The sequence below is a fragment of the Erysipelatoclostridium sp. An15 genome, from assembly GCF_002160675.1.
GTDB lineage: Bacteria > Bacillota_I > Bacilli_A > Erysipelotrichales > Coprobacillaceae > Thomasclavelia > Thomasclavelia merdavium.
In genome coordinates this window covers 40,374-66,164 of the sequence record NZ_NFLA01000010.1, presented here as the reverse complement: position 1 = coordinate 66,164, position 25,791 = coordinate 40,374, and the positions used below count along the sequence as shown (strand labels likewise).

The following is a 25,791-nucleotide window of genomic DNA, read 5'->3' as shown; positions in this document are numbered from 1 at the left end:
ATATAACGATAATCATGGTAACACATGATTTAGAACTTGCTAAAAACTGTGATCGAATTTATGTCTTAGAGCAGGGAAAGCTAAGAGAATATGAAACTTGAGAAATTAAGATTTTTAATAAAAATAAGCATACAGTTTATAAAAAAAGACAAGATTCGATCATTGCTTACATTATGTACTGTTATAATATGTGTATTTTTAATTTATGCAACAGCTAATAACATGGTAACCGATGCCTATATGGATTATTATAGTAATAGGTGCGGGTTAGGCGACTGGTTATTTTCATATACATCTAAATCAGATGAGATTACTGCAAAAATTGATGATATTGTTGATGTAAAAGAAACAACTATTACAAGCATTATTGGTATTGGGGATGTTGATAGTCGATATAAGGTTGAATTGACAACATACTCAAATTTTAATTTGATACCAGAATATCTTTATAAGGGTGATTATCCAAAAAATCAAGATGAAATTTTGATTACCAGGGAATATGAAAAAAAGGCTTCTGTAGATGTTGGTGATACGATAACTATGGAATTTACTGATCCTGATAATCCTCAAAAAACTTTTTTTAAAACAATGAGAGTTAGTGGTATTATTCAATTTACTGGATCGATAAATGCTCAAGATGGAACTGTTAATGATAAGTTTATCTTACATTCTTCAAAAAAATCTGAAAATTATAATATATATGTAAAAACTGATATTATTTCAAATGAACAACTGGATAAAATTAAAATGCTGGTTATGAATGATGAAACTGGGGCTAGTATGAATAGTGAAAGGATTATTGATGTTTATACTGGAGGAAAAATGTATTCATTAAACAGTATCAATAAAAATGATATTGTTATTTTTATAGTACTGCTTGTTTTAATGTATTTTACATTAAAAAACATTTTTGCTATCAGCTTTAAAAAAAGGTGTCGCTATTTTGGTATATTGTCGAGCGTAGGTGCTTCAAAAAATGATCTGAAGTTATTAGCAATTATAGAAGTACTGATATATTCTTTTATTGCAATTACAGTAGGAATGATTACAAGTAATTTTGTAATGAAATGGTTACATGATACAGCAATTAATAATGCTTTGAAAACAGAGTTTAATATGCGCCCTAATCCATTTATGTCAGTACCGTCTATTAATATTTTGATTGCTTTAGTAATTGTTATTATTTTATTATTTGCTAGTTTAACCGCTTTAAAAGAAATTAAAAGAATTAATATTATTGATTTATTTAAATCTTTGAAATGGCAAATGGATGGATATAAAAAGAAATCCAGATCTATTTTATTAGATTGTAGATATGTTTTTGTGACACTTGCAATCAGGTATATGAAAATGAATAAGAAAAAATATTTTTCGATTTTGATGACTTTAATTTTTTGTATCGTATTTTTAAATATTAATAGTTATCGAGCCAGTATAAATGATCAATATATTGAAGAAACGGTAGAAAAAGATAGTTTATATTTAAGATGTGAAATATATGATTTATATCAGGAAAAAAATAATTTCAATAAGCTAATAAAAACACTTAAAGAAAAAGAACCGCAAAAAGAAACTGCTTTTGTAGCTGATTTTAATTTTGGAAATATTGGCTCTATTTCTTTAAATCAGTTTACAGATGAATATCTTTCAATATATGGTACACCAGAAATTAGTACTATCAATATATACTTTTTTGGAGTTGAACAAGACGTTATGAAAGAAGTTACTGGACAGATACAGCCAGTTATACTAAATAAAAAAGTCCAATCAACAGGTGTTAGGAAAAATCAAAATATTCAAATTTTTAAAAATGGTAAAATTCCAATAACTATGGTTAATACATATACAATTAAAGAGCCAGAAATGACCTGGGAAAAAGAAGAAATAGAATTTATGGCAACAGCTGATGGAATCTATGAACTTGATAGTTTTAATATTTCAAATAATTATGAAAATTTACTTTCAGACATTGAAGGTGATGAAAGATTAAATTTAATGATGGTAGCACCATATGATTATTATTTATCACGATATGATGAAATGCAGCATATAAGTAATAATAACAGTACTATTAACTTTAAAATTAAAACAGATGATCATGCAGGTTTAAAAGAAGAAATAATTAATGATAAATTCGTTAATAACTATTTAAAAACAATAGAAAATAATGAACAAGACGAATATAGTCTTTTAAACAATGCCTATACTAAAATAATTACTTATTTATCTTTTACTGTTTGTATCATTAATCTAGCAATCATTATTGTTTTCAATGCTTATGAAAGACAAAATGATTATGCTATTTTACAATCATTAGGTATCAAAAATCATGATTTAAAGAAGATGATATTTTTTGAAAATCTATGCTTAGTAATAATTGCTTTAGTTATATCGATACCAATGATAATATTTATTGAAGGAATACTATTCTATTATCAATATACATATTTAAATATTTTTAAACCTTCATATTATACAATGTTATTTATGGCAGTTTTAGTAGTAATAATTGCATTATTAGCAACATTACTTTTATATCAAATGATTAAAAAGAAAAGTATAATAGAAAAAATCAAGGGTAATGATATTTAGGTATTTTATCAGTTGAGAAATCTAAATTTAATTAGGTTTCTCTTTTGTTTTGATATGAAAATTTTTAAAAATTAAGAAAAGATGATATCAATACTATATATTTTTTTGTATACTAATTAAAGAAAAAAGAGGTGGTAATATGTGGCTTTTATATGCGACTGGTTCAGCATTTTTTGCTGGAATTACTTCAATTTTAGCCAAGTGCGGCATTAAAAAGACTGATTCGACCGTTGCTACAGCTATAAGAACGATTGTAGTATTATTATTTTCATGGTTGATTGTATTTTTAATTGGTTCTCAAAACCAGATAACATCAATTGATGGGCCAACTTTATTATTTTTAGTTTTATCAGGACTGGCAACCGGAGCGTCGTGGTTATGTTATTTTCATGCCTTACAAATAGGAGATATTAATAAAGTTGTACCAATTGATAAATCAAGTACTGTCTTGACGATTATTTTGGCTCTGATTTTTTTACACGAGGGTATTAATATCTATAAAGTAATTGCAATTATAATAATTACGGCTGGTATTTTGTTAATGATTGAAAAGAAAGATTTAGTAAAGACAAATTCCAAAAATAATCAAAGCTGGTTATTATTTGCAATTGGTTCGGCTTTTTTTGCGAGTATGACTGCTATTTTAGGAAAAATAGGTATTGCAAATGTAGAGTCTAATCTTGGAACGGCAATAAGAACTAGTGTAGTTCTTGTTATGGCCTGGCTGATGGTTTTTGTAACTGGCAAACAAAAAGAAATTCATACTATTTCAAAAAAAGAATTGATATTTATATGTCTGTCTGGACTAGCAACAGGAGCTTCATGGCTATGTTATTATCGTGCTTTGCAACTAGGACCAGCTAGTGTTGTAGCACCGATAGATAAATTAAGTGTTTTAGTAACTGTTTTATTTTCTTATATTGTATTTAAAGAAAGGTTAAGTAAAAAACAAATTGTTGGTTTATTGCTTTTGATGCTTGGTACTATAGCAATGGCCTTACTATAATATATTTAAAAACAATCCAAATAGTGAAATAATGCTGTTATTTAGATGTTTAAATAGCATATTATTTCATAACGGGATTGTTTTTTATTAATCATGCTTATAAGGCATGATTTAGTCTTTAAGATAAGCATTTGCTTAAAGCTTGCTAGCGCTATAAAATATAGTATGTAGGATTTATTATCGAGGTGAAAAATGGAAATTAGTTATCGTTTATTTCAATGGGATGATATTGATGAAATAGTATCAATTATTTGTGATACATGGCAATTAGATAAGATGTGTAAAGATTATAAACAAGGAATTATATTTTCAAAGCAATATTTATATCATGTTTTAAAGGATGCTAGTGATATATATGTAGCTATTGATCATGATAAAGTTATTGGACTATTAGTATTGTCACTTTATTTAAAAAATAAAATTACAATACCTAAAAAGTATCAACAATATTTGTTGAAAATTGATGAAAATGAAACAAAGGTTAAAGATTATCAAAAAATGATTATTGATTATAAGCAAAATTGTTTATTTTTATACAAAAACAGTGCTATTAAATTTGCTAATGAAATAGTTTTATTTGCAGTTGATCGACGTTATCAGAGAAAGGGAATAGGCACTGAATTATTTAAACTTGCTGGTAGTATTTTTGAAAAAGAAGCACATAGTAGTTATTATTTATATACAGATACTAGTTGTAATTATTGCTACTATGATCATTTAGGAATGAAAAAAATGGGTTCATTGAAACCAAGAAAACAAGATGATTTTGAAATATATTTATATGGTAAAAATTAAATTTTGAATTAAATATACTATTATAAGTGGAGGAAATTATGGAATATAGAAAATTACCGCATGGAAATGAAGAAATAAGTGTATTAGGTTTTGGAACAAGTGCAATTGGTGAAGCTAGTGAAGAAGAAATTATTGCTACTGTTCAAATGGCAATTGAAAATGGCATTAATTATTTTGATTTAGCCTCTGGTCATGCTAATACTTTTGAAGCATTTGGAAAAGCAATTAAAGGCAAACGAGATCAAGTTTATTTACAAATTCATTTTGGTGCTAATTATGAAACAGGAGCATATGGCTGGACTACTAATCTAAATAAAATTAAAGAGTCTATTAAGTGGCAATTAGAAAAGTTACAAACAGATTATATTGATTTTGGATTTATTCATTGTCTAGATGAACCAGCTGATTTAAAGGCAGTAAAAGAAGCTGGGGTTATTGATTACTTACTTGATTTAAAAGAAAAAGGAGTTATTCGTCATATCGGTTTATCATCACATACACCTGCTCTAGTTAATCAAGTATTAGATATGAATATCCTTGATATGGTAATGTTTAGTATTAATCCTGCTTATGATAATAATCATGGTAGTTATGCAATTGGTAAAAATGATGAACGAATGGCACTTTATCAACGTTGTGAAAAAGAAGGAGTTGCTATTTCAGTAATGAAAGCCTTTAGTGCTGGTCAATTGCTGGATAAAGATAAATCACTATTTAAGCACGCTTTAACACATAGTCAATGTATTCAATATGCTTTAGATAAACCAGCAGTTGTAACAGTATTGCCTGGAATTAGAAATCGTGAAGATTTAAAAGATATTTTAAAATATAATCAGGCTACTGATGAAGAAAAGGATTATTCAATAATTGCTCAGTTCGATGAAATTGAACATATGGGAAAATGTGTTTATTGCAAACATTGTCATCCTTGTCCTTGTGGCTTAGACATTGCTTTAATAAATAAATATTATGATTTATCACTATTAGGTGATACATTAGCAAAAGATCATTATAATCACTTAGAAAAAACAGCAAGTGACTGTATTCAATGTGGACATTGCAATCACCGTTGTCCTTTTAAAGTTGATCAAATGAAAAGAATGAAAGAAATAAGTCAATACTTTGGTAAATAAGAGATAATAGTGAAATCATCTCTTATTTTTAAAAATTAAGCTGATAATATTTTTCATAAATTTTTATAATTCTGCCAATAAATAATGCAGTTAAAATAGTACCAATTCCAATACCATAAAGTGTAGTATTATTAATTATACATAATAAAACCGTTATTAACACTAAAGAAATATCAAATGTATTTTTTACTGTTGAAAACGGAATTGAAAAAACATCTGATATAGTCTTAACTATTCCATCAGTAGGTGTTAAAACAACATCAGTCTTTACACATAAATAGACTCCCATAGCTGTAATAAACATTGTTAAAACAAAACATATAAAAATAATAATGATATTAAAATTTAACTCGGGAATAATATAATCATATAAATCAATTAGCCATCCAAATGCAAATGATAATGGTATTTCTAAAGTATAAGCTAGAGTAATTCTTTTTGATAAAATACATTGTATTAAAACAAATAATAAATAACAAATAATTGATGCTGTTCCTAATGAAATATAATATATTTCTGAAATAGCATACATGACCGAACTAAAAGCAGCAACACCTAGTCCATAACGAATATTTAACACAACTGCAAAAGCAATTAGATTTAAGCCAATAATATAATAAATTCCTCGTTTCATAACTCCCTCCTAATTTGTCTATTATTGTACATCAAATATTTTCAAAAATATAATTCCTAATTTTCATCATATCAAAACAAAAAGTTATCAAAGGTATTAATAGTTTAATAAGTTTTACTTATCTATTTGATTAGAAGGTTATATTGAAGATAATTATATTTCTAATTAAAATATAGTTAAAGAAAGGAAGGAAAATAAAATGAACGATTTTCAATTTCAAAACACAACAAAAGTTTATTTTGGAAAAAACCAATTACAACACTTACATGAAGAAGTTTTAAAATATGGAGATAAAGTATTAGTAGCTCACGGAGGAAATTTTATTAAAAATTCTCCTTTATATAGTAAAGTTATTGAAGAATTAGAATTAAATAATATTAAAGTTTATGAACTAGGAGCAGTTGAACCTAATCCTCGCCATACAACAGTTAATAAAGGAGTAGCTTTATGTAAAAAACATGGGATTCAAACTGTTTTGGCTATTGGAGGTGGTTCTACGATTGATTGTTGTAAATCGATTGCAGCAACATCTTTATCTGATACTGATAATATTTGGGATTTAGTTGAAGGAAAAGTTAGCTGGCATGATGCTTTGGCAGTTATTGCAATGCCGACAATTGCCTCAACTGGTAGCGAAATGGATAAATCATGCGTTATCGCTAACGTTGATAAAGGGGTTAAAAGTGGTATTAATGGTGAAACAATCAGACCTAAAGCAGCTTTTCTAGATCCAACAAATACATTTACAGTTCCAGCTAGACAAACTGCATGTGGTGGTTTTGATATTATGGCTCATTTATTTGATATGAATTATTTTGTAAATGCTTTAAAGTATCCATTACAATTTAATGTAGTTGAAACATTATTAAAAACAGTTAAGACTCAATTACCGATTGCAATTAAAGAACCTGAAAATTACGAAGCTCGATCAACAATGTTATGGGCAGCAAGCTGGGCTTTAAATAGTTTTTGTACTTCAGGATTTAAAACTCAGCCATCATTACATGCATTAGAACAATTTTCTTCATCATATGATTTAACTCATGGATTAGGATTAGCGATTATTATGCCAAAATGGATGAAATATTTATTGGATCGAGATGATAGTGTGGCTGATGATTTTGCTCGTTTTGGAGTAAATGTTATGAATGTAGATGATGGTAATGATAAAAAGGCAGTAGCTTATAAAACTATTGAAGCTTTACAAACTTTTATTAAAAATGAACTTGGATTACCAATATATCTATCTGAAATAGGTATTGATGATAGTAAATTTGATGAAATGAAAGTAAAAGCCTGCTATGGTAAAGATTCATTACCACTAGCATATCGACCATTAACCCAAGAAGATTGTTTAAATATTTATAAAATGTGTCTGTAAATAATAAAAGAGAAATTATCATTTGATAGTTTCTTTTTTATTAGTTTTACTTATTATTGAGAAAAATTTTAATATATATAGGAGATAGTTATGAGTAGAAAATGTTTAATTATTTCTTCTAGTCCTAGAAGAAAAGGTAATAGTGAAATATTTTGTCAGCAATTTGCAAAAGGAGCAATGGAGGCTGGTGTAGAAGTTGAAAAGATAAATTTAAATGATTATAATATTTTACCATGTCTTGCCTGTGAATATTGTCGTCATCATGATAATCAATGCATAAGAAAAGATGATAGTAATCAAGTAATTCAAAAGATGATTGATGCTGATATCTGGTTATTAGCATCGCCAGTATATTTTTATAGTATTTCTTCACAAATGAAGTTATTGATTGATCGAATGTTTGCTCGTGAATATGAAATTAGAAATGCTAAAAAACGAAAAGATGTTTATTATTTGATTACAAGTGGTTCACCAGATCATGATCAAATGATAGGAACTATTGAATCGTTACGAGGATTTATCAAAGTACTAAGAACGGTTGATGAAAAAGGAATTATTTATGGAACAGGTGCTTTCTTGTTAGGTGATGCTAAAAAGCATGTTGCATTTAATCAGGCCTATGAAATGGGAAAAGCTGTTTAAAGTTTAAAAAGGTTATTAGTAATCTTGGTTAAATTACAAATAAATTTAAATATTAATGAATATGGACTAGAATGTTTAAATACATTCTAGTTTATATTTTACTTGAACTTTTAATTATTAAAATTTTTTTGTACAATATAAATATAACTTTTATCTAATGTAAGGGGGATAATAATGTTTAAACAAATGCAGTATTTTATCGCTGTTGTTGATACTCAAAGTTTTACTAGAGCAGCAGAATTATATTATATTTCACAATCAGCAATATCCCAGCAAATTAAGGCTTTAGAAGAAGAATTAGGAGCTAAATTATTGATTAGAAAAAGAAAATCTTTTTCATTAACACCTGCTGGTGAATATTTTTATCAGCATTGTCAGGAAATATTACAAGATGTTGATGAGCTATGTAAAAAAACCAGGGAATTAGAAGAAGATGAAAATATTTTAAAAGTAGGGTATTTAAGAGGGTATGAAGGTAAAGAGTTTAAAGATGCTGTATTGGATTTTGCTTCATTATATCCAGACGTTACAATTAATATTATTAAAGGAAATCATGAGGAGTTGTATAAGCATTTGATGGATGAAACAGTTGATCTAGCAATAAGTGATCAACGTCGTTCTTTTCATGATGATTTTATTAATTATCATTTATTGCATATGGATTGTTGTGTGGAGGTATCACTTAATAATCCTTTGAGTAAGGAAGATATTTTAGATGTAAAAGATTTAAGAAAAGAAAATTGTATTTTAGTAGCGACTCCAGAACAACAAGCAATTGAACAAGAATTTTATGAAAATATAATTGGATTAAAATGCAAGTATTTATTTGCAAATGATATTGATGAAGGTAGATTAATGGTAATGATGAATCGGGGTATTATGCCAATTGAACATGTAAAAATGCCTAAGAATGAAAAAGAAGGAATTAAAACTATTCCTTTATATCGGAATCAAAAATTGATTCAAAGAAATTATTGCGCTTTTTGGAAGAAAGAAAAATCTACTTATTATATTGAAGAATTTGCAGATATGATGCGAAAAAAATTTAAGATTAGTCATCAAGAATAATCATTGATTATAGAGATATAGTTTATATTGTAGATACAACGAATAATTTCGTTGTATTTTTTTAACAAAACTGTATATATTGTATATTAACAGTATTAACGTTATTAGTTATACTGTATATGTAAGATATATACAGTATATTATGTTACGAGGTGAATATTCATGGAAATTATTTTAAGTAATGCTAGTTCTAAACCTATTTATGAACAAATTGCTTTACAGATTAAAGAGCATATCATGAAAGGAGAACTAAAGGCCAATGATCCTCTACCTTCAATGCGCAAGTTGGCTAAGGATCTACACGTTAGTATTATAACAACTCAACGAGCTTATGAAGAGTTGTCCAAAGATGGTTTTATAGATATTGTACCAGCTAAAGGGGCATTTGTTTCGATACAAAATAAAGATTTTATTATCGAAGAAAATCGACGGCGAATTGAAAAGCTGCTTAGTGATGCTTGTGAACTAGCAAAACAAAACGGAATTACTGTTGAAGAATTATTGCAAACACTGCAATTGATATTTAAGGAGATGTAGTTATGGAATACGCTATTGAGGTGGAAAATATATCTAAAGAATATCGTGATTTTAAATTAAAAGATATTTCATTAAAAGTTCCTTCAGGAAGTATTATTGGTTTGATTGGTGAAAATGGTGCTAGGAAGTCAACATTTATCAATGCAATTTTAGGAGTAATTGATTCTCATTATGATAAGTTACAATATTTTGAAAAAGATTTTAAAGATAATGAGAAAGAAATTAAGGAACAAATTGCGGTTATTTTTGATACTACTCATTATAATTTAGAGTTTACACCGAAATTTATAGGTTTATTACTAAGTAAGATGTATAAACAGTGGGATATGGATAAATATTATCAATATTTAGATAAGTTTGATTTACCACTAAAAAAGAAATTAAAATCCTTTTCTCGAGGAATGAAAATGAAATTAGAATTTGCGATAGCTTTTAGTCATAACGCTAAAATATTAATTTTAGATGAAGCTACTAGTGGCTTAGATCCAATTGTTCGTGATGATATTTTGGGATTAATTCGTGAATTTACTGAAGATGAAGAACATACAGTTTTAATTTCATCTCATATTACTAGTGATTTAGATAAAATTGCAGATTATATTGCCTATATTCATCAAGGTAAATTACAGTTTTTAAAATCATATGAGGAAATTAATGAAAATTATGGCATCATTAATGGTGGTGAAAGTTTATTAAAATCATTAAATACAGAAGATATTATTGCCTATATAAAACAACCTTATAGTTGCTCGATATTAATAAATAATCGTCAGGATATTTTAAATATTTTTACTGATCTTGATATTAAAAGACCAACAGTTGAAGAATTAATGTTGTTTTATGTTAAAGGAGTGAAATAATATGTTAGGAATAGTTATTAAAGATTATTATGAAACATTCTGTCTAAAAAAGAATATCATTGGGATGATATTTTCATTATCAGTTATTTTATTAGTAGTATCTTTAATAGATAATTTATATGCTTTTGTTTTAATAGTAGGAATAACTTTACCAATGATGGGAGCCTCTACTCTTCAATCATCAATGGAGCAGGATGAAATTTCTAAATTTGATCAAATTTTGTTAACATTTCCAATAACTAGACAAGAAATAGTGAAAGCAAAATTATTATCATCATTATTGTTAACTTTAATTACTAATCTTTTATTGAGTTTGTTAATTACTATTGTTTATGTTTTTATTTATCAAACAGTTGATTTAAAAACAGGATTGCTAGTTTTGTTTATTGGATTTATTATTGCATTAATAATGAATGCAATTAATGGCGTTGGTTTTTTCTTGCTTGATAATAAAAAAGGAGCTGTTGTTTATGCAGTATTAGTTGCCATATTTGCCTTTGGATATGTTATGTTTAATTTAAATTTTGATTTAAGTAAATTATTATCATTAGATATTGGAGTAATTTTAATACTAAGTCTAATTGTTGCAATTGTTTTAAATATTATTAGTTATTTTATTTGTGTAAAAATATATAATAGAAAACATTCATAGTACACTTCGGTGTACTTTTTTTATACCTAAAAGGTATGGCAGACAATAAATAATAAGTATTAGACAATTTTGATAATTGCTAGTTAAAATGATAGTAGAAAAAAGATTTTTGTTGGAGGTATAAAATGAAAATATTAGTTTTAAAAGGAAGTCCACATAAAAATGGTTCTTCTAACTTGTTAGCTGATGAATTTATTAAAGGTGCTAAAGAAAATAATCATCAAATTGAAGAGTTTGATGTTGCTCATGCAAATATCAAGCCATGTCTTGGCTGTGATCATTGTGGAATGAATGGACCATGTATCCAAAAAGATGATATGGCTAGTTTAAAAGAGAAGATTTTAGAAAGTGATATGTTAGTATTTGTTACTCCATTATATTATTTTGGAATGTCAGCTCAATTAAAATTAGTTATTGATCGTTTTTATAGTTTTAATGGTCGTTTAACAAGTAAACCAATTAAAAGTGTTTTAATTGCTGCTGCTTGGAATCAAGCAGATGATACTATGGATGATTTATTGGCACATTATCGTACGATTTGTAATTATTTAGATTTTGATAATCAAGGGGAAATTCTTGGATTAGGTTGTGGAACAGTTTCTATGACTAGAAATACTGTTTATTTAAAACAAGCTTATCAATTAGGTAAAAAGATTTGAGGTGGGAAAATGGACGTTGAAGATAATGCTTTTTTTCCAACTAAGATATTATTTGGAGCTGAAAAATTAAAAACTTTACATCAAGAAAAATTATCGGGTAAACGAGCTTTGGTACTAATTACTAATGGTAATTCGATGAAAAAATATGGCTATTTAGATCAGTTGTGTAATGAGTTGAATTTAGCTCAAGTTGATTTTGTAATCTATAATCAAATTAGTGCTAATCCTACTTCTGATGAAATTGATAATGGAGCAAAATTTGCTAAGGAAAAACAAGTAGATTTTATTATTGCTTTAGGTGGTGGTAGTGTTATTGATAGTGCTAAAATGATAGCTATTGTTTTAACTAATGGTGGTTCGATATGGGATTATACATGTACAGATAAAAAGCCTAAAACAGTTATTAATGACCCTATCGCTATTATTGCTATCCCAACGACAGCGGGAACTGGTTCTGAAGTTGATTGTGCTGGAGCATTTACTTATTTACCATTACAAGAAAAAGTAGCATTTAAAGATGAACGATTATTTCCTGCTATTACAGTCATTGATCCAACTTTGACGTATACCTTGCCATCAAAGCTTACTGCTTATCAAGGTTGGGATGCCTTAACCCATAGCATGGAAAACCTAATAAATAAAAATGAAAATAGCGATGCTACAAATATTGCAAAAACAGTAGTTAAATTAGCTGGTAATAATTTAAGTAAAGCAGTTAAAAATGGTGATGATCAAGAAGCTCGAGAAAAAATGGCTATTTCAAGTTATTTATCAGGAATTGTAATTAATTTAAGTGGTACTACATCAATGCATGCTCTAGAATGTGCTATGTCAGCATTACATCCTGATTTAGAACACGGAGCAGGTTTAATAATTCTTTCAATTGCTTATTTTCAGTTTTTTATTGATTTGCATATTTGTGATGAAGTATTTGTTGAAATGGCTAGATTGTTAGGAGCAGTAGATGCTAATAGTCCTGATGATTTTATTAAAGCAATCAAAAATATTCATCAAAAATGTCATGTTGATAATTTAAAAATGTCTGATTATTTGATAAGTGAAGATGAGTTCCCTTTGATTATCGCTAAAGCCCGTCGAGCAATGCCTGGTAACTTTGTAAATGATCGATATTTATTATCAGATGAAGATTGTTTAAAGATTTTAAAACAAGCTTATCGTTAAAAGAGGTGTTATAATGCTAAAAAAAGCAGCTAAAGTATTATTGATTATTTGTGTATTATTGTTAAATGGCTGTCAAACTTCAACTAATCAACAAAATAACGGTGATTCAAATAATGAAGTTCAAGAATCATCTGTTAAAGAAAGTGAGGAGACAAAAACAATGACAACTATTAAATTACAGTTTGATAATAGAGAAATTGTTGTTGAATTAGACGATAATTCTGCTACAAGAGATTTAGTTTCTAGATTACCGCTAGATGTTCAATTTGAAGATTTTAACGGTACTGAAAAAATTTGTTATTTGGATGAAGATTTAGATACTAGTGACGTATCTACAAGCTGTTTACCGGTCCAAGGAACACTAGCCTATTATATTCCATGGGGTAATATTTGTTTCTTTTATCAAGATTTCCAAGAATAAAATAATTTAGCCCCACTAGGTAAAGTTGTTGAAGGATTAGAATATCTTGAAGAACTAGATCAAGGATCAAGTGTTCAAATCAGTGTTGAACAATAAAATATATTTTATTAATCTATTAATAATTGATAACTATTTGTAATTATTAATAGATTTTTTTTTAACATCATTAAATTAAAAATCAAAGTAATGCTATAATAAAGATAAGATTATATTATTATAGAAGGAGAAAATGTTATGAGTAGAATTGAACGGAGCAAAGAAAAATATGAACAGTTATTTAAAACAGAACAAAAATTAGATCCCAATGATCCTGAATTAATGAGTCAATTACAACGGTTTATTTTTGGAGAAGTATTCTATACTGGTAACTTAACTGATAAACAAAGAGAGTTGATAACTTGTACAATTTTAACAGTACTGCAAACATTACCACAATTAAAAGCCCATGTAAATGCTGCATTAAATGTTGAAGTTTCCCCATTAGAATTAAAAGAAGCTATTTATCAGTGTGCACCATTTATAGGCTATCCTAAAACTTTAAATGCAATTAGTGTAGTAAATGAAGTATTTAATCAAAGAAATATTACATTACCATTAGAAAATCAATGCGATTTCGCTGATGATCAAAGATATGAACAAGGATTAAAAATTCAAAAAGAATTATATGGTGATGAAATCAAAGAACATTATCAATATTTACCAGAAGAAATTGCTAATGCATTACCAAAATTTTTAACGGAATGGTGTTTTGGAGATTGTTATAGTCGAAAAGCTATGGATATTAAAACTAGAGAATTACTTATTTTTTGTGTTTTAACGGCTTTAAATGCTACAGGACAATTATACTCTCATGCTTTAGGAAATTTAAAAGTTGGTAATTCTTTAGATATTTTATATGCAGCTTTGATTCAATGTTTACCATATTTAGGTTTTCCATGTATTTTCAATGCTTTTAATGCTATTAAGGAATTGGCTGAGTAGTTATGTATTTATTTCAAAGAATTGAAGAAGTCATGATTCAATATCATGATGCTAGAGCAGTAATTGCCGAGTTTTTATTAAATGAAAAAAATCATCTATATCGATATACAATGGATGATATTGCTCGTTTTACTTATACTTCTAAATCTACCTTAGTAAGATTTGCGAAAACTTTGGGGTTTAAAGGCTGGAAGGATTTTAATCGGGTCTTAATGGAGGAAATAAAGTATCAGGAAAGTAATAAAAGTACTATTGATGTAAATTTTCCTTTTGTTGAAAGTGATGATTATAAAAAAGTTATTGATAATATGGCCCAGTTACAAATTGAAAGTATTATGGATACAGCTAATTTAATTCAAGAAAAGATGCTGGAATTAGCAGTAATCCGATTATCGAAAGCTAAAAATATTATTCTTTTTGGAATGCGTCCTAATTCTTATTATGCTGAAAGTTTAAGATGGAAGTTTTTAAGCATCGGATTGCATATTCATATTGCTGGTTATGGTGAATTTGGGATGCTAGCAAGGACACTTACTAAAGATGATTGTGCTATTTTAGTATCTTATTCAGGGGATAATGTCAATAAAGATCCGATGGCCCAGGTAGAAATATTAAAAAAGCAAAATGTTCCAATGATCGCTATGACTAGTGGTGGTAATAATTATTTGCAACAAAATATAGATTGTATTTTTGAAATATCAGCGCGAGAACGTTTATATAGTAAAATTTCTACTTTTGCAACTGAACAATCATTGTTATTAATATTTAATGTTATTTTTGCTTGTTATTTTAAAAAGCATTATCATCAAAATCTTGTTTATAAAATTGAAAATTCTAAAGTATTAGAGCAGCAAAGAAATGCTACATTAAAACAATTAAAAGAAGAATAGTTGGATCATCAAGTAATTTGATGATCTTTTCTTCTAAAAAAATATTATTGATATTTATAGGGAATATGGATTTTATTTCATTTAATTTCACCAAAATGGTCATAAATATTGTTAAATGATGAAATAAAATTTTGACTTTAAAAAGTTATGGGAATTACGTTGTTTATCTATTTTTACAATGCTAAAGTGTTCTTGTAAACAAAAAAGGTTGTTACAAAATGCGCGTTTTATAAAGACCTTATTAAAAAATAAGGAGAAAATTATGAGTAAACAATATGAAAGTCTGGCTCAACAAATTGTCAAATTAGTTGGGGGAAAAGATAATGTAAATCATGTTTATCATTGTCAAACAAGATTACGATTTAAACTAAAAGATGAAAGTATAGCTGATCAAGATGCTTTAAATGCTATGGATGAAGTAGCTCGCTGTTTGATTAGTGGCGGGGTTTTCCAAGTAGTAATTGGAACTCATGTCAAAGATGTTTTTGAAGAAGTAGAAAAAATTGTAGGTCCTTTAGAAGGCAAAGCAGTAGAAACTACAGAAAAAAAGGGGATTGTTTCTACAGTAATTGATTTTGTTTCTGGAACATTTCAACCAATTATTCCAGCTTTATCTGGAGCAGGGATGGTTAAAGCAGTTTTAGCTTTACTAGTAACTTTTGAAATGATTTCTGCAGAATCACAGACATATTATATTTTAAATTTCTTTGCTGATGCAGTATTTTATTTTTTACCAATGATGTTAGCGTTTACTGAAGCTCAAAAATTACGTTGTAATCCAATTTTAGCAGCTTCAATAGCCGGGATAATGATGCATCCCAACTGGAATGCCTTAGTAACTGCAGGTGATCCAGTAGAGTTTTTTGGAATTATTCCATTTACGCTTACTACTTATACTTCAACAGTAATTCCAATTATTATTGTAGTATTAGTTCAATCATATGTTGAAAGATTTTTAGAAAAATGGATTCCTCAAGCAGTGAAATTAGTGTTTGTACCAATGTTAACATTTTTAATTATGGGACCACTTGCTTTAGCTGTTTTAGGTCCAATTGGAAGTATTTTAGGTAACTATCTTGCTGATTTCTTTACTTTCTTGAGTACTACTGCAGCTTGGGCACCAGCTGTTTTAATTGGTGGTTTTTTACCAATTATGGTTATGTTTGGATTACACAATGGAGTTGCGCCATTAGGGGTTATGCAAATGGGTGAACTTGGATATGACAGTATTTTTGGACCAGGTTGTGTTTGTTCTAATATTGCTCAAGCAACAGCTTCAGCAGTCGTTGCAATTAAAACTAAAGATAAAAAAACAAGACAAATTGCTACTTCTGGATCAATTACAGCTTATATGGGAATTACAGAACCAACTTTATACGGAGTTAATTTACCAAAAAAATATCCATTAGTTGCAGCAATGATTGGTGGAGCAGCTGGGGGATTATATGCAGGACTTACTCATACTCATCGTTTTGCGACTGGATCTTCTGGTTTACCAGCAGTATTCTTATATATTGGCGATAATACAATGACTTATTTTTATAACATATTAATTGCTTTAATTATTAGTTTTGTAGTTACAGCAGTGGTAACTTACATCTTAAGTTTAAAATTCGAAAAAGAACCGGAAACAAAAACAATTGAAAAAGTACAAGTTAATAAAGGTGAAATTCTTTCACCACTACATGGTAAATTATATCCATTAACTGAAGCTAAAGATGAAGCATTTGCTTCTAAAATGTTAGGTGATGGAGCAATGATTCAACCAGATGATGGAAAAGTATATGCACCATTTGATGGTCAAATTGTTACACTTTTCCCAACAAAACATGCAATTGGGATTTTATCAGATGATGGAATAGAATTATTAATTCATTTTGGTATTGATACTGTTAATTTAGATGGTAAACACTTTACAGCTTTTGTAGAACAAGGGCAAAGAGTAAATCAAGGAGATTTATTAATTGAAGCTGATATTAAAAAGATTGAAGCTGAAGGGTATTTGACACAAGTACCAGTAATTATTACTAATAGTGCAAGTTATCAATCAATTACATTAAGTGATAAAAAAGATGTAAATTATCAAGATGTTATTTTAAAAGTAGAATAAAAAAAGAAAGGATGAGGTATATGTTTTATAAAGAATTAAAAGATTTTCCTGATAATTTTTTATGGGGAGCTAGTACATCGGCATATCAAGTAGAAGGTGCTTATAATGAAGATGGTAAAGGACTATCAGTTCAGGATGTTCATGAAGCTCCTGAAGGAATCACTGATTTTAAAGTAGCTAGTGATCATTATCATCGCTATAAAGAAGATGTAGCTTTAATGGCTGAATTAGGTTTAAAAGCATATCGTTTTTCAATTGCCTGGAGTCGAATTATTCCAGATGGTGATGGTGAAGTTAATGAAAAAGGGATTGAATTTTATAATAATTTAATTAATGAATTAGTTAAATACCACATTGAACCAGTTGTAACTATTTATCATTTTGATTTACCATTAGAGTTACACAAAAAAGGTGGCTGGGCTAATCGTAATACAATTGATGCTTTTGTAAAATATGCCAAAATATTATTTGAAAACTATGGCGATCGAGTAAAATACTGGCTAACAATTAATGAACAAAATGTTATGATCAATCATCCAAATGCAATGAATCCTGGTAAAGTTCCAAGTAAAAAAGAACTATATCAAGGATGTCATAATATGTTTGTTGCTAGTGCTAGAGTGACATTATTGTGTCATGAAATGGTTGAAGGTGGAAAAATTGGACCAGCTCCAAATATTACTGCTATCTATCCTGAAAAGTGCAATCCTGCAGATGTAATTGCTGCTGATAATTGGGAAGCAATTCGTTGCTGGTTGTATTTAGATATTGCCGTTCATGGTCGTTATAATAATCTTGTCTGGGCTTATTTGAATGAAAAAGGCTATACTCCAGAAATCTATGATGGCGATATGGAAGTAATAGCTAAAGCAAAACCAGATTATTTAGGAATTAATTATTATGCTACAGCTACTGTTGCAGCTGCTAAAAACGATGGAACTGATTGTCAGCCAAGAAATGGTGATCAACAAATTATGATTGGTGAAGAAGGAGTTTATCGGGCTGCTAAAAATGATTATTTGGAAATAACTGATTTTGGCTGGATGGTTGATTCTATTGGAATGCGAGTAACCCTTAGAAGAATTTATGATCGTTATCATTTACCTTTATTGATTACTGAAAATGGTTTAGGAGCTAAAGATGAATTAGTAGATGGAAAAATTCATGATCAGTATCGTATCGATTATTTACAAAGACATTTCCATCAAACTAAATTAGCTCTAACTGATGGAGTAGAAATTATTGGATATTGTCCATGGTCATTTATTGATTTAGTAAGTACTCATCAAGGTTATGGTAAACGTTATGGTTTTGTTTATGTTGATCGTGATGAAGATGATTTAAAAGAAATGAAACGTTATAAAAAAGATTCATTTTACTGGTATCAACAAGTTATTAAAGAAAATGCCAAATCTATTTAACAGCAAGATTTTTCTTGCTGTTATTTCCTTAGATAATCTAATTTATTGGAAAAAACATTTTTTTTAGATAAAATTAATTTGAGGTGTTATTAATGAGTAATAAAAGTACAAAACATTTTTTAGTTTTATTAGTATGTTGTGGTTTAGCAGCATCATCGATTGGAATTTCGATTAATTCATCAGGTGTATTTTATACACCAGTATCTGAAAGCTTAGGAATTTTACGTGGTTCTTTTTCGATGCATATGACAATATTTTCTTTAGTTACTGCTATCAGTGCTTTCTTTATTCCAAAATTGATGGAAAAATATTCTTATAAACTAATTTTAACAGTGAGTGTCTTAGTTGCGGTAATTGCAACTGCTGCTATGGCTTTTGCTAAAACAATTCCAATGTTTTATTTGCTTGGAGCTATTCGGGGATTAAGTACCAGCTTTTTTTCAATCGTTCCTTTAACTTTAATTATCAATCAATGGTTTGAAAAAAATCATGGGCTTGCAACAAGTATTGTATTTGGTTTTAGCGGTTTGGCTGGATCGTTTTGTTCGCCAGTTCTTTCGCATTTTATTGAAACAATGGGGTGGCAAACAGGGTATTTTATAAAGGCTGGAGTTATTTTATGTCTATGTTTACCAGCAGTTTTGTATCCTTTTCATCTTGATCCACGTTTAGATGGTTATTTACCATATGGTTATAGTGAAAAACAAGTAAGTGAGGTAAAGAAGAGTTACTCTTTTAGTTTTTTGACAGTTGCGTTTGTTAGCTTTTTTATCTTTGGACTTTTAAGCAGTTGTATTACTAGCTTTACTCAACATTTTCCAGGTTATGGCCAATCTTTAGGTTATAGTGCTTCTTTAAGTGCTTTACTGCTTTCAGCCGGAATGGTAGGAAATGTAGTTTCTAAATTGATTATAGGTGTTTTAAGTGATTGGTTTGGTGCTGTAAGGGCAACATTGATTATGATTTTTGCAATTATAATCGGTATTGTTTTATTAATTGCTGGTTCAAATATTTATTTATTAATGATTGGATCATTTTTATTTGGATCAAGTTATGCTATTGGTGCTGTTAGTTTACCATTACTAACAAAATATTTTTTCAAAGTAGAAAATTATGCTAAAGCTTTCCCAAGTATTTCTTTTGCTTCTAATTTAGGAGCCGCTATTTCTTTATCGATGGTTGGTTATATTTATGACTTTTTTGGTTCATATTTATATGGATTTATAATTGCTTTAATTATGATTGTAATATGTGTTGGGTTACTTTTAGTTACTAATTTTAAACGATAAGCTGTTGTAATTAACAGCTTTTTTAGACTATTTAATGAAAAAGTCAAAATATAGACTTTCTGATTTTTTAGTAAATTGTATTTATATAAAGATTGAACTAAGATAATAGTTGTAAAAAGGAGATGGTAAAGATGGCAAAAACATTATATCTAATGCGACATGGTCAAACATTATTTAATGTGTTAAAAAAGATTCAGGGCTGGTGTGATTCACCATTGACTGAAGAAGGGATTAGACAAGCCAAAATTGCAAGAAAATGGTTTGAAGATAATAATATTCAATTTGATCATGCTTATAGTTCAACTAGTGAACGTTGTTGTGATACGTTAGAATTAGTTAGTGATATGCCTTATGTTAGATTAAAAGGTTTAAAAGAGCATAATTATGGTACTTTGGAAGCAGAAGGAGAGTTCTTAGCAGAAAACGATCCGGAAAAATGTAAGACATATTATTTACAATTTGGTGGTGAATCTTCAGAAACCGTTAAAGAAAGAATGATTGAAACCCTTACAAATATTATGGAACAAGAAGATCATCACTCAGTCTTAGCGGTTAGTCATGGTGGGGCCTGCTTTAATTTTTTAAGAGGTGTTGAAGATGACTATAGTGAACAATTGCAAAAAGGTTTTGGAAATTGCTGTATCTTTATCTATGAATATGAAAATCATCAGTTTAAATTAAAAGATGTAATTAGACATCAATTTTAAGGAGGAAGTGAAAATGAAATATACAACATTAGGAAACAGTGATTTAAAAGTATCAAAAGTTTGTTTGGGATGTATGGGATTTGGAGATGCTCAAAAAGGAATGCATTCATGGACTTTACCAGAAGATAAATCAAGAGAAATTATTAAATATGCATTAGACAATGGTATTAATTTCTTTGATACAGCTATGGCTTATCAAGGAGGAACTAGTGAAGAATTTTTAGGGCGAGCTATTAAAGATTTTGCTAAAAGAGAAGATGTAGTTATTGCAACAAAATTTTCACCTAGAACTCAAAAAGAAATTGATGATGGTATTACCGGACAACAACATGTAAGAAATTGTCTAGAAGCCAGTTTAAAACGTTTAGGTATGGATTATGTAGATTTATATATTTTACATTCTTGGGATTATAATACGCCAATTGAAGATTATTTAGAAGGATTACATGAAGTAATTCAAGAAGGAAAAGTAAGATATATTGGTATTTCTAATTGCTTTGCCTATCAATTAGCTAAAGCCAATGCCTTAGCTAGAGCAAAAGGATATGAAGAATTTATCTCTATTCAAGGACATTATAATTTAATTTTTAGAGAAGAAGAACGAGAAATGGCAAAACTATGTAATGAAGATAATATTGCAATGACACCATATAGTGCCCTAGCTTCAGGTCGTTTAGCTAAACATCCTGGTGAACAATCAAAAAGAATGCAGGAAGATAGCTATGCAAAAGGTAAGTATGATGCTACTGAAAAACAAGACCGTATCATCATCGATCGTGTTGATGAGTTAGCTAAAAAACGTGGTGTGACAATGACTGAGATTTCACTTGCGTGGTTAATGTCTAAAGTAGCGGTACCAGTTGTTGGTGCAACAAAAGTTCATCATATTGATGGAGCTGTAAAAGCAACTGAATTAGAATTAACTGATGAAGAAAAAGCTTATCTAGAAGAACCATATCAACCACATGCTCTAGTTGGAATGATGGCCCAAAAATAAAGGAGTAGTTAAAATCAATGTCATTAAGTTAAGATGATAAAATTTTAGCCAGGAATTATATGTAAATATATTTTTCCTGGTTTTTAATATTTATTCAAGCTAAAAAAGTGTAGTCTTGAAACTACATTTTTCAAGGTATATAATAAATTATGTTAGTTATAACGATAGTTAAAGAATACGGCAGTCTTTGGCTTGACATGTCGCTTTTATTTTCTGCCAGGGCGGATCGGCAGAATTTCTTTAGCTATCAGATTTTCTACAGGTGGATTTTTTCCACCTTTTTTTCTTAGAAATTCTCTGATAATATGTACTGCTCTTGTAAAATTAATCTGATATGTATATTTGATTTTATCTTTTTTAGGTATTTTTATTTCCTGTACAATTCTTTGACAGAAATTATACATGGTCATGCGGGCATAGATTTCCTGTTGAATCAATTTTCTTTTTTTGGCATGTAATGTATTGAGTCCAATAGCATATTTGAGCTCACGAAAAGAAGTTTCCTCTCCCCAGCGCATATTGTAAATTTCACGGATTTCTTCCATTGAGAATTCTTCTCTGCTTAGATTGGTAATAATGGTTTCATAGGTATCTTCAGTAATTTTGAATCTCACAACTCGACAGTTGAATTCATACCATGGATCATCTTTGCTCATAAAATCAAATCTCGTTGATTTAGTAACAATTTTATATATTTCAGGACAAGCTTTGGTCGTTTTTGTTTGTTTTAAGGTCAACATTCTAAATACATCAATATCAAATTCACCTTCAGGAAATGGACCTAATGATCGAGTGATACTGGTTTGAGAGCAGATATCTTTAACACGAATCAGATATTTATTTCCTGATCGAACAACATGTTCAAAACCATTGTAGGATTCATAGCCTCTATCGGCAATGAAGATAGCTTTATGACCATCATATCTGTCAACAAGCTGACAGAAGGCATCATTTTCATCTTTTTTAGCTTCACCCTGAATGATAATATCATCATATGTAAGTTCCAATAGATCATAACTGGCATTTAAATGAAAGGCAGAATAAGCCTTAGCAAGAGTGCCATGTCTTAATTCAGTAGTTTCATCGTCAAAGATGGTATTATCAATAGGCAGTTCATAGCCATCAACTGCCAATAGTCTATAGCCATGAAATAATTTTATTTTGAATGTTTTTTTATTGAAAGCATCAAACAAAGTCTTGAATGCTTCAGGTTTGATCTTGCTTCTGGCTTGAACAAAAGCAGAAGGGGTATCAATAGAAAAATCATTAAATTTAAGAAGTTCATCCTTGATAGAAGAAGAACCCATACAAAGGATAATTTTCATGATTGTTTCGAAATCAAGCTTTCTATTTCTGGTGAAATCAGTATCAGGATTGACACAAAAGATAGAACAGACATTCGAAAGATTATTGATAATGTGAAATAAAACGTTTTTAAGATGTTTATAGCTATTCATGTTTAAGTACCTCCGACATATACCTATAAACAATTGGCCTATTATCAATAAAAAAATTGATAATAGGCCGCACACTATCGTTGCAATGTCAATATTTTTCTTTTAAAAATGATAAAAATTTTATAAAAAAGAGAGGGCATATTTGCAATATAACCATCGATTGTCATTAAAATCTTAACTTAATGACATTGAATTTTAACTGCTTCATTTACTCATAGTAAAAGACTTCAACAGCACATTGAATATTTATATCGTTATGGAAATATGTATAAAATTATAAATGGAAACTTATTGTTTCATGGCTGTATTCCATTAGATAAATCTGGAAAATTACGGAAAGTCAATGTTGATGGAAAAGATTATCAAGGAAAAGAACTGTTAGATAAATTTGAAGAAAAAATAAATCTTGCGTATTATCAAAATAATCAAGATGCAATTGATTTAATGTGGTATTTATGGTGTGGCAAGAATTCACCGTTATTTGGAAAAAGTAAGTTAGCACTATTTGAAAAGTATTTTATTCAAGAAAGTAAGCTAATAAATGAAATAAAGGATTCATATTATAAATGGATTGAACAAGAGCAGACTTGTAAGATGATTTTAAAATGTTTTAATTTAGATAGTAATACAGGTCATATTATTAATGGACATATGCCAGTAAAAACAGTTGCTGGTGAAAAACCAGTTAAGGCTAATGGTAGATTATATGTCATCGATGGTGGCATTTCTAAATCATATCATTCTAAAACAGGTACCGCTGGATATACATTAATTTTTGATTCTCAACATTTGCAGTTGGCTAAACATTTACCATATCATGATTTGGCTAAAGATGGTTTGATGTGTTTAACGCCTGAAGTAGAAATTATGGAAACTAATTCTAGAATTAAAAATCGAGATTGTGATGTGGGAAAGGAATTATCAAGACAATTACAAGATTTAAAGGAGTTACTATTTGCTTATCGAAATGGTATAATAAAAGAAAAATAAATTAGTCATGTTTTAAAACAGATTGCAAGAAAAAAATTTAAGTAATCTGTTTTTATTTATAGATAAAATAAATGTTTCATTGTTCTATTTTTTAGTAGTTTCATTGATAGACTATCAAATAAAAAAGGAGCATAATTTTTATGCTCCACATGAGTTATTAAATTCATAGTTTAATGATATTTTATATTAATTCTTGTTGCAATTTATTAATTTAACAACGTATTTTTTGTTGCACTCCATAATTATTCTTTTTTCTGACCTCTAGTTTTCTTAATCTTGTTTGTAAGAGTGCTAGTTTAGTACTTGCTTTCATTTTGTTACCTCCTTAAACAAAAAAAGCGCCTGGTTATCATAATAATAACCGGGCGCACCCGACATCTTCTTCAAACTGAGTAAAACTTTTTTACTACATCACTGCGGTGAATCAGTCCTTTGATGAATAATGGGATAGCTATTTAATTTTGTCGAAATCTCATCTATCTTTTTAGATTTCGTACAATTATCATTATAATAAGTTGGATTTGAAAGTCAATGTTACTACGATAGAATAATGATGTGAAATGATGGTAATTTATTTGCTGGTAAATAAACATATTATTCTTTTGTAAAATGATGATATTATAAATATATCATCATAAACGAAAAAATGGTTGGATAAATCGTTTAATAGATATATTGTAGTAAGTTTATAATGATTTAAATATAGTAAAAATATTAATTATATAATAGAAAAGTGTTTATAAATATATTACAATATTGCTAGAAAAGAGTGATGAAAATGGCAATTAATGTAAAAGAAATTCTTGCTGATGGCTTATTAGAACTACTTGAGCAGCAACGTTTAGAATCAATAAAAATTAAACAATTATTAGATTATACTCATATTTCAAAACAATCTTTTTATAATCATTTTTTAGATAAAAATGATTTAATTGTTTATATTTATTTAAATCGAATTATTCCTAAATTTGATGATCCTACTAAAGAAATGGATTTCTATCATTCAATGGTTGATACATTTAAAAGAATGAAAAAGTATCATAATTTTATGAAACAGGCTTTATTAATGGAAGGACAAAATTGTTTAAAAGATTATATTTTTGATCATTGTAAACAATTTGATTTAGAATTTCATCAAAAATTATACGGTGATAAGCCAATGCCTGATACATTGCGTTTTGCAACTGAATACCATGCAACGGCCTCTAGTTCAATGACTATTTCCTGGATATTATCCGATATGCCGGCTAGTTGTGAAGAAATGGCTAGATTAATTACTGATTTAAGAAGTGTGGGCATGGATAAGTTATTTGCTGATGGTCAAACTAAAGGGAATCCGTATAAGTAATAGACGTTTTAATGAAAAAGTCAATTTATAGACTTTTTT

24 protein-coding genes are annotated in these 25,791 nt (G+C 28.5%); 22 read left to right on the top strand and 2 right to left on the bottom strand.

All coding sequences use genetic code 11. From position 1 onward, the window contains the following. Positions 1-90: 90 nt before the first annotated feature. From B5E92_RS05335 to B5E92_RS05320, 4 genes are all read left to right on the top strand, one after another. The gene (locus B5E92_RS05335) at positions 91-2,592 is read left to right on the top strand and encodes an FtsX-like permease family protein (RefSeq protein ID WP_087299933.1); all 2,502 of its coding nucleotides are present in this window, start codon (positions 91-93) and stop codon (positions 2,590-2,592) included. A gap of 139 nt (positions 2,593-2,731) precedes the next feature. Next, on the top strand, positions 2,732-3,598 hold the full coding sequence (locus B5E92_RS05330; RefSeq protein WP_087299930.1) for an EamA family transporter: 867 nt from the start codon (positions 2,732-2,734) through the stop codon (positions 3,596-3,598). A 192-nt stretch (positions 3,599-3,790) separates the two neighbouring features. Next, positions 3,791-4,393: a GNAT family N-acetyltransferase gene (locus tag B5E92_RS05325; RefSeq protein WP_087299928.1), complete on the top strand. Its 603-nt coding sequence runs from the start codon at positions 3,791-3,793 to the stop codon at positions 4,391-4,393. Between the two features lie 38 nt (positions 4,394-4,431). Then, positions 4,432-5,526, top strand: a complete 1,095-nt coding sequence (locus B5E92_RS05320; protein WP_087299926.1) for an aldo/keto reductase — start codon at positions 4,432-4,434, stop codon at positions 5,524-5,526. A gap of 28 nt (positions 5,527-5,554) precedes the next feature. Here the strand turns inward: B5E92_RS05320 and B5E92_RS05315 are convergent, their stop codons facing one another. Further along, positions 5,555-6,160: a YitT family protein gene (locus tag B5E92_RS05315; RefSeq protein WP_087299924.1), complete on the bottom strand. Its 606-nt coding sequence runs from the start codon at positions 6,158-6,160 to the stop codon at positions 5,555-5,557. A gap of 199 nt (positions 6,161-6,359) precedes the next feature. On the opposite strand from B5E92_RS05315, the gene B5E92_RS05310 reads away from it, so the two are divergent. The 16 genes from B5E92_RS05310 (at position 6,360) to B5E92_RS05235 (ending at position 21,957) form a co-directional block, all read left to right on the top strand. Next, positions 6,360-7,541 (top strand): iron-containing alcohol dehydrogenase, encoded by a 1,182-nt coding sequence (locus B5E92_RS05310; protein WP_087299922.1) that lies wholly within the window; start codon positions 6,360-6,362, stop codon positions 7,539-7,541. Positions 7,542-7,631: 90 nt separating this feature from the next. Next, a complete protein-coding gene (locus B5E92_RS05305; RefSeq protein ID WP_087299920.1) occupies positions 7,632-8,183 on the top strand; it encodes a flavodoxin family protein in 552 nt (183 codons plus the stop codon). Positions 8,184-8,357: 174 nt separating this feature from the next. Then, positions 8,358-9,251 (top strand): LysR family transcriptional regulator, encoded by an 894-nt coding sequence (locus B5E92_RS05300; protein ID WP_239404232.1) that lies wholly within the window; start codon positions 8,358-8,360, stop codon positions 9,249-9,251. A 162-nt stretch (positions 9,252-9,413) separates the two neighbouring features. Then, positions 9,414-9,788: a GntR family transcriptional regulator gene (locus B5E92_RS05295; protein ID WP_087299916.1), complete on the top strand. Its 375-nt coding sequence runs from the start codon at positions 9,414-9,416 to the stop codon at positions 9,786-9,788. Between the two features lie 2 nt (positions 9,789-9,790). Beyond that, complete coding sequence (locus B5E92_RS05290) at positions 9,791-10,648, top strand: ABC transporter ATP-binding protein (RefSeq protein ID WP_087299914.1); 858 nt, start codon at positions 9,791-9,793, stop codon at positions 10,646-10,648. 1 nt (position 10,649) lies between these two features. Beyond that, positions 10,650-11,300, top strand: a complete 651-nt coding sequence (locus tag B5E92_RS05285) for an ABC-2 transporter permease (RefSeq protein ID WP_087299912.1) — start codon at positions 10,650-10,652, stop codon at positions 11,298-11,300. Positions 11,301-11,425: 125 nt separating this feature from the next. Beyond that, entirely contained in the window at positions 11,426-11,959 is a 534-nt protein-coding gene (locus B5E92_RS05280) for a flavodoxin family protein (protein ID WP_087299910.1), read from the top strand. 9 nt (positions 11,960-11,968) lie between these two features. Further along, positions 11,969-13,141, top strand: a complete 1,173-nt coding sequence (locus tag B5E92_RS05275; protein WP_087299908.1) for an iron-containing alcohol dehydrogenase — start codon at positions 11,969-11,971, stop codon at positions 13,139-13,141. A 13-nt stretch (positions 13,142-13,154) separates the two neighbouring features. Beyond that, on the top strand, positions 13,155-13,562 hold the full coding sequence (locus B5E92_RS05270) for a cyclophilin-like fold protein (RefSeq protein ID WP_087299906.1): 408 nt from the start codon (positions 13,155-13,157) through the stop codon (positions 13,560-13,562). 234 nt (positions 13,563-13,796) lie between these two features. Beyond that, a complete protein-coding gene (locus B5E92_RS05265; protein ID WP_087299904.1) occupies positions 13,797-14,543 on the top strand; it encodes a carboxymuconolactone decarboxylase family protein in 747 nt (248 codons plus the stop codon). A gap of 2 nt (positions 14,544-14,545) precedes the next feature. Beyond that, a complete protein-coding gene (locus B5E92_RS05260) occupies positions 14,546-15,433 on the top strand; it encodes a MurR/RpiR family transcriptional regulator (RefSeq protein WP_087299902.1) in 888 nt (295 codons plus the stop codon). Between the two features lie 262 nt (positions 15,434-15,695). After that, positions 15,696-17,543 (top strand): beta-glucoside-specific PTS transporter subunit IIABC, encoded by a 1,848-nt coding sequence (locus B5E92_RS05255; RefSeq protein WP_087299900.1) that lies wholly within the window; start codon positions 15,696-15,698, stop codon positions 17,541-17,543. Positions 17,544-17,563: 20 nt separating this feature from the next. Then, positions 17,564-18,964, top strand: coding sequence for a glycoside hydrolase family 1 protein (locus B5E92_RS05250; RefSeq protein WP_087299897.1), 1,401 nt, complete (start codon positions 17,564-17,566; stop codon positions 18,962-18,964). Between the two features lie 92 nt (positions 18,965-19,056). Beyond that, positions 19,057-20,253: an MFS transporter gene (locus B5E92_RS05245; RefSeq protein WP_087299895.1), complete on the top strand. Its 1,197-nt coding sequence runs from the start codon at positions 19,057-19,059 to the stop codon at positions 20,251-20,253. A 131-nt stretch (positions 20,254-20,384) separates the two neighbouring features. After that, positions 20,385-20,960 (top strand): histidine phosphatase family protein, encoded by a 576-nt coding sequence (locus B5E92_RS05240; RefSeq protein WP_087299893.1) that lies wholly within the window; start codon positions 20,385-20,387, stop codon positions 20,958-20,960. A 13-nt stretch (positions 20,961-20,973) separates the two neighbouring features. Then, positions 20,974-21,957 carry an aldo/keto reductase gene (locus B5E92_RS05235; RefSeq protein WP_087299891.1) on the top strand — a complete coding sequence of 328 codons (984 nt, stop codon included), beginning with the start codon at positions 20,974-20,976 and terminating at the stop codon, positions 21,955-21,957. A gap of 206 nt (positions 21,958-22,163) precedes the next feature. On the opposite strand, the gene B5E92_RS05230 is transcribed toward B5E92_RS05235, so the two are convergent. Next, positions 22,164-23,414: an IS4 family transposase gene (locus B5E92_RS05230; protein ID WP_143357568.1), complete on the bottom strand. Its 1,251-nt coding sequence runs from the start codon at positions 23,412-23,414 to the stop codon at positions 22,164-22,166. A 192-nt stretch (positions 23,415-23,606) separates the two neighbouring features. Here B5E92_RS05230 and B5E92_RS05225 point away from each other — a divergent pair, with 192 nt between their 5' ends. Both B5E92_RS05225 and B5E92_RS05220 read left to right on the top strand, forming a co-directional pair. Continuing rightward, complete coding sequence (locus tag B5E92_RS05225) at positions 23,607-24,404, top strand: fructose-bisphosphatase class III (protein WP_087299889.1); 798 nt, start codon at positions 23,607-23,609, stop codon at positions 24,402-24,404. 778 nt (positions 24,405-25,182) lie between these two features. Further along, entirely contained in the window at positions 25,183-25,752 is a 570-nt protein-coding gene (locus B5E92_RS05220; protein WP_087299887.1) for a TetR-like C-terminal domain-containing protein, read from the top strand. Positions 25,753-25,791 lie beyond the last annotated feature (39 nt).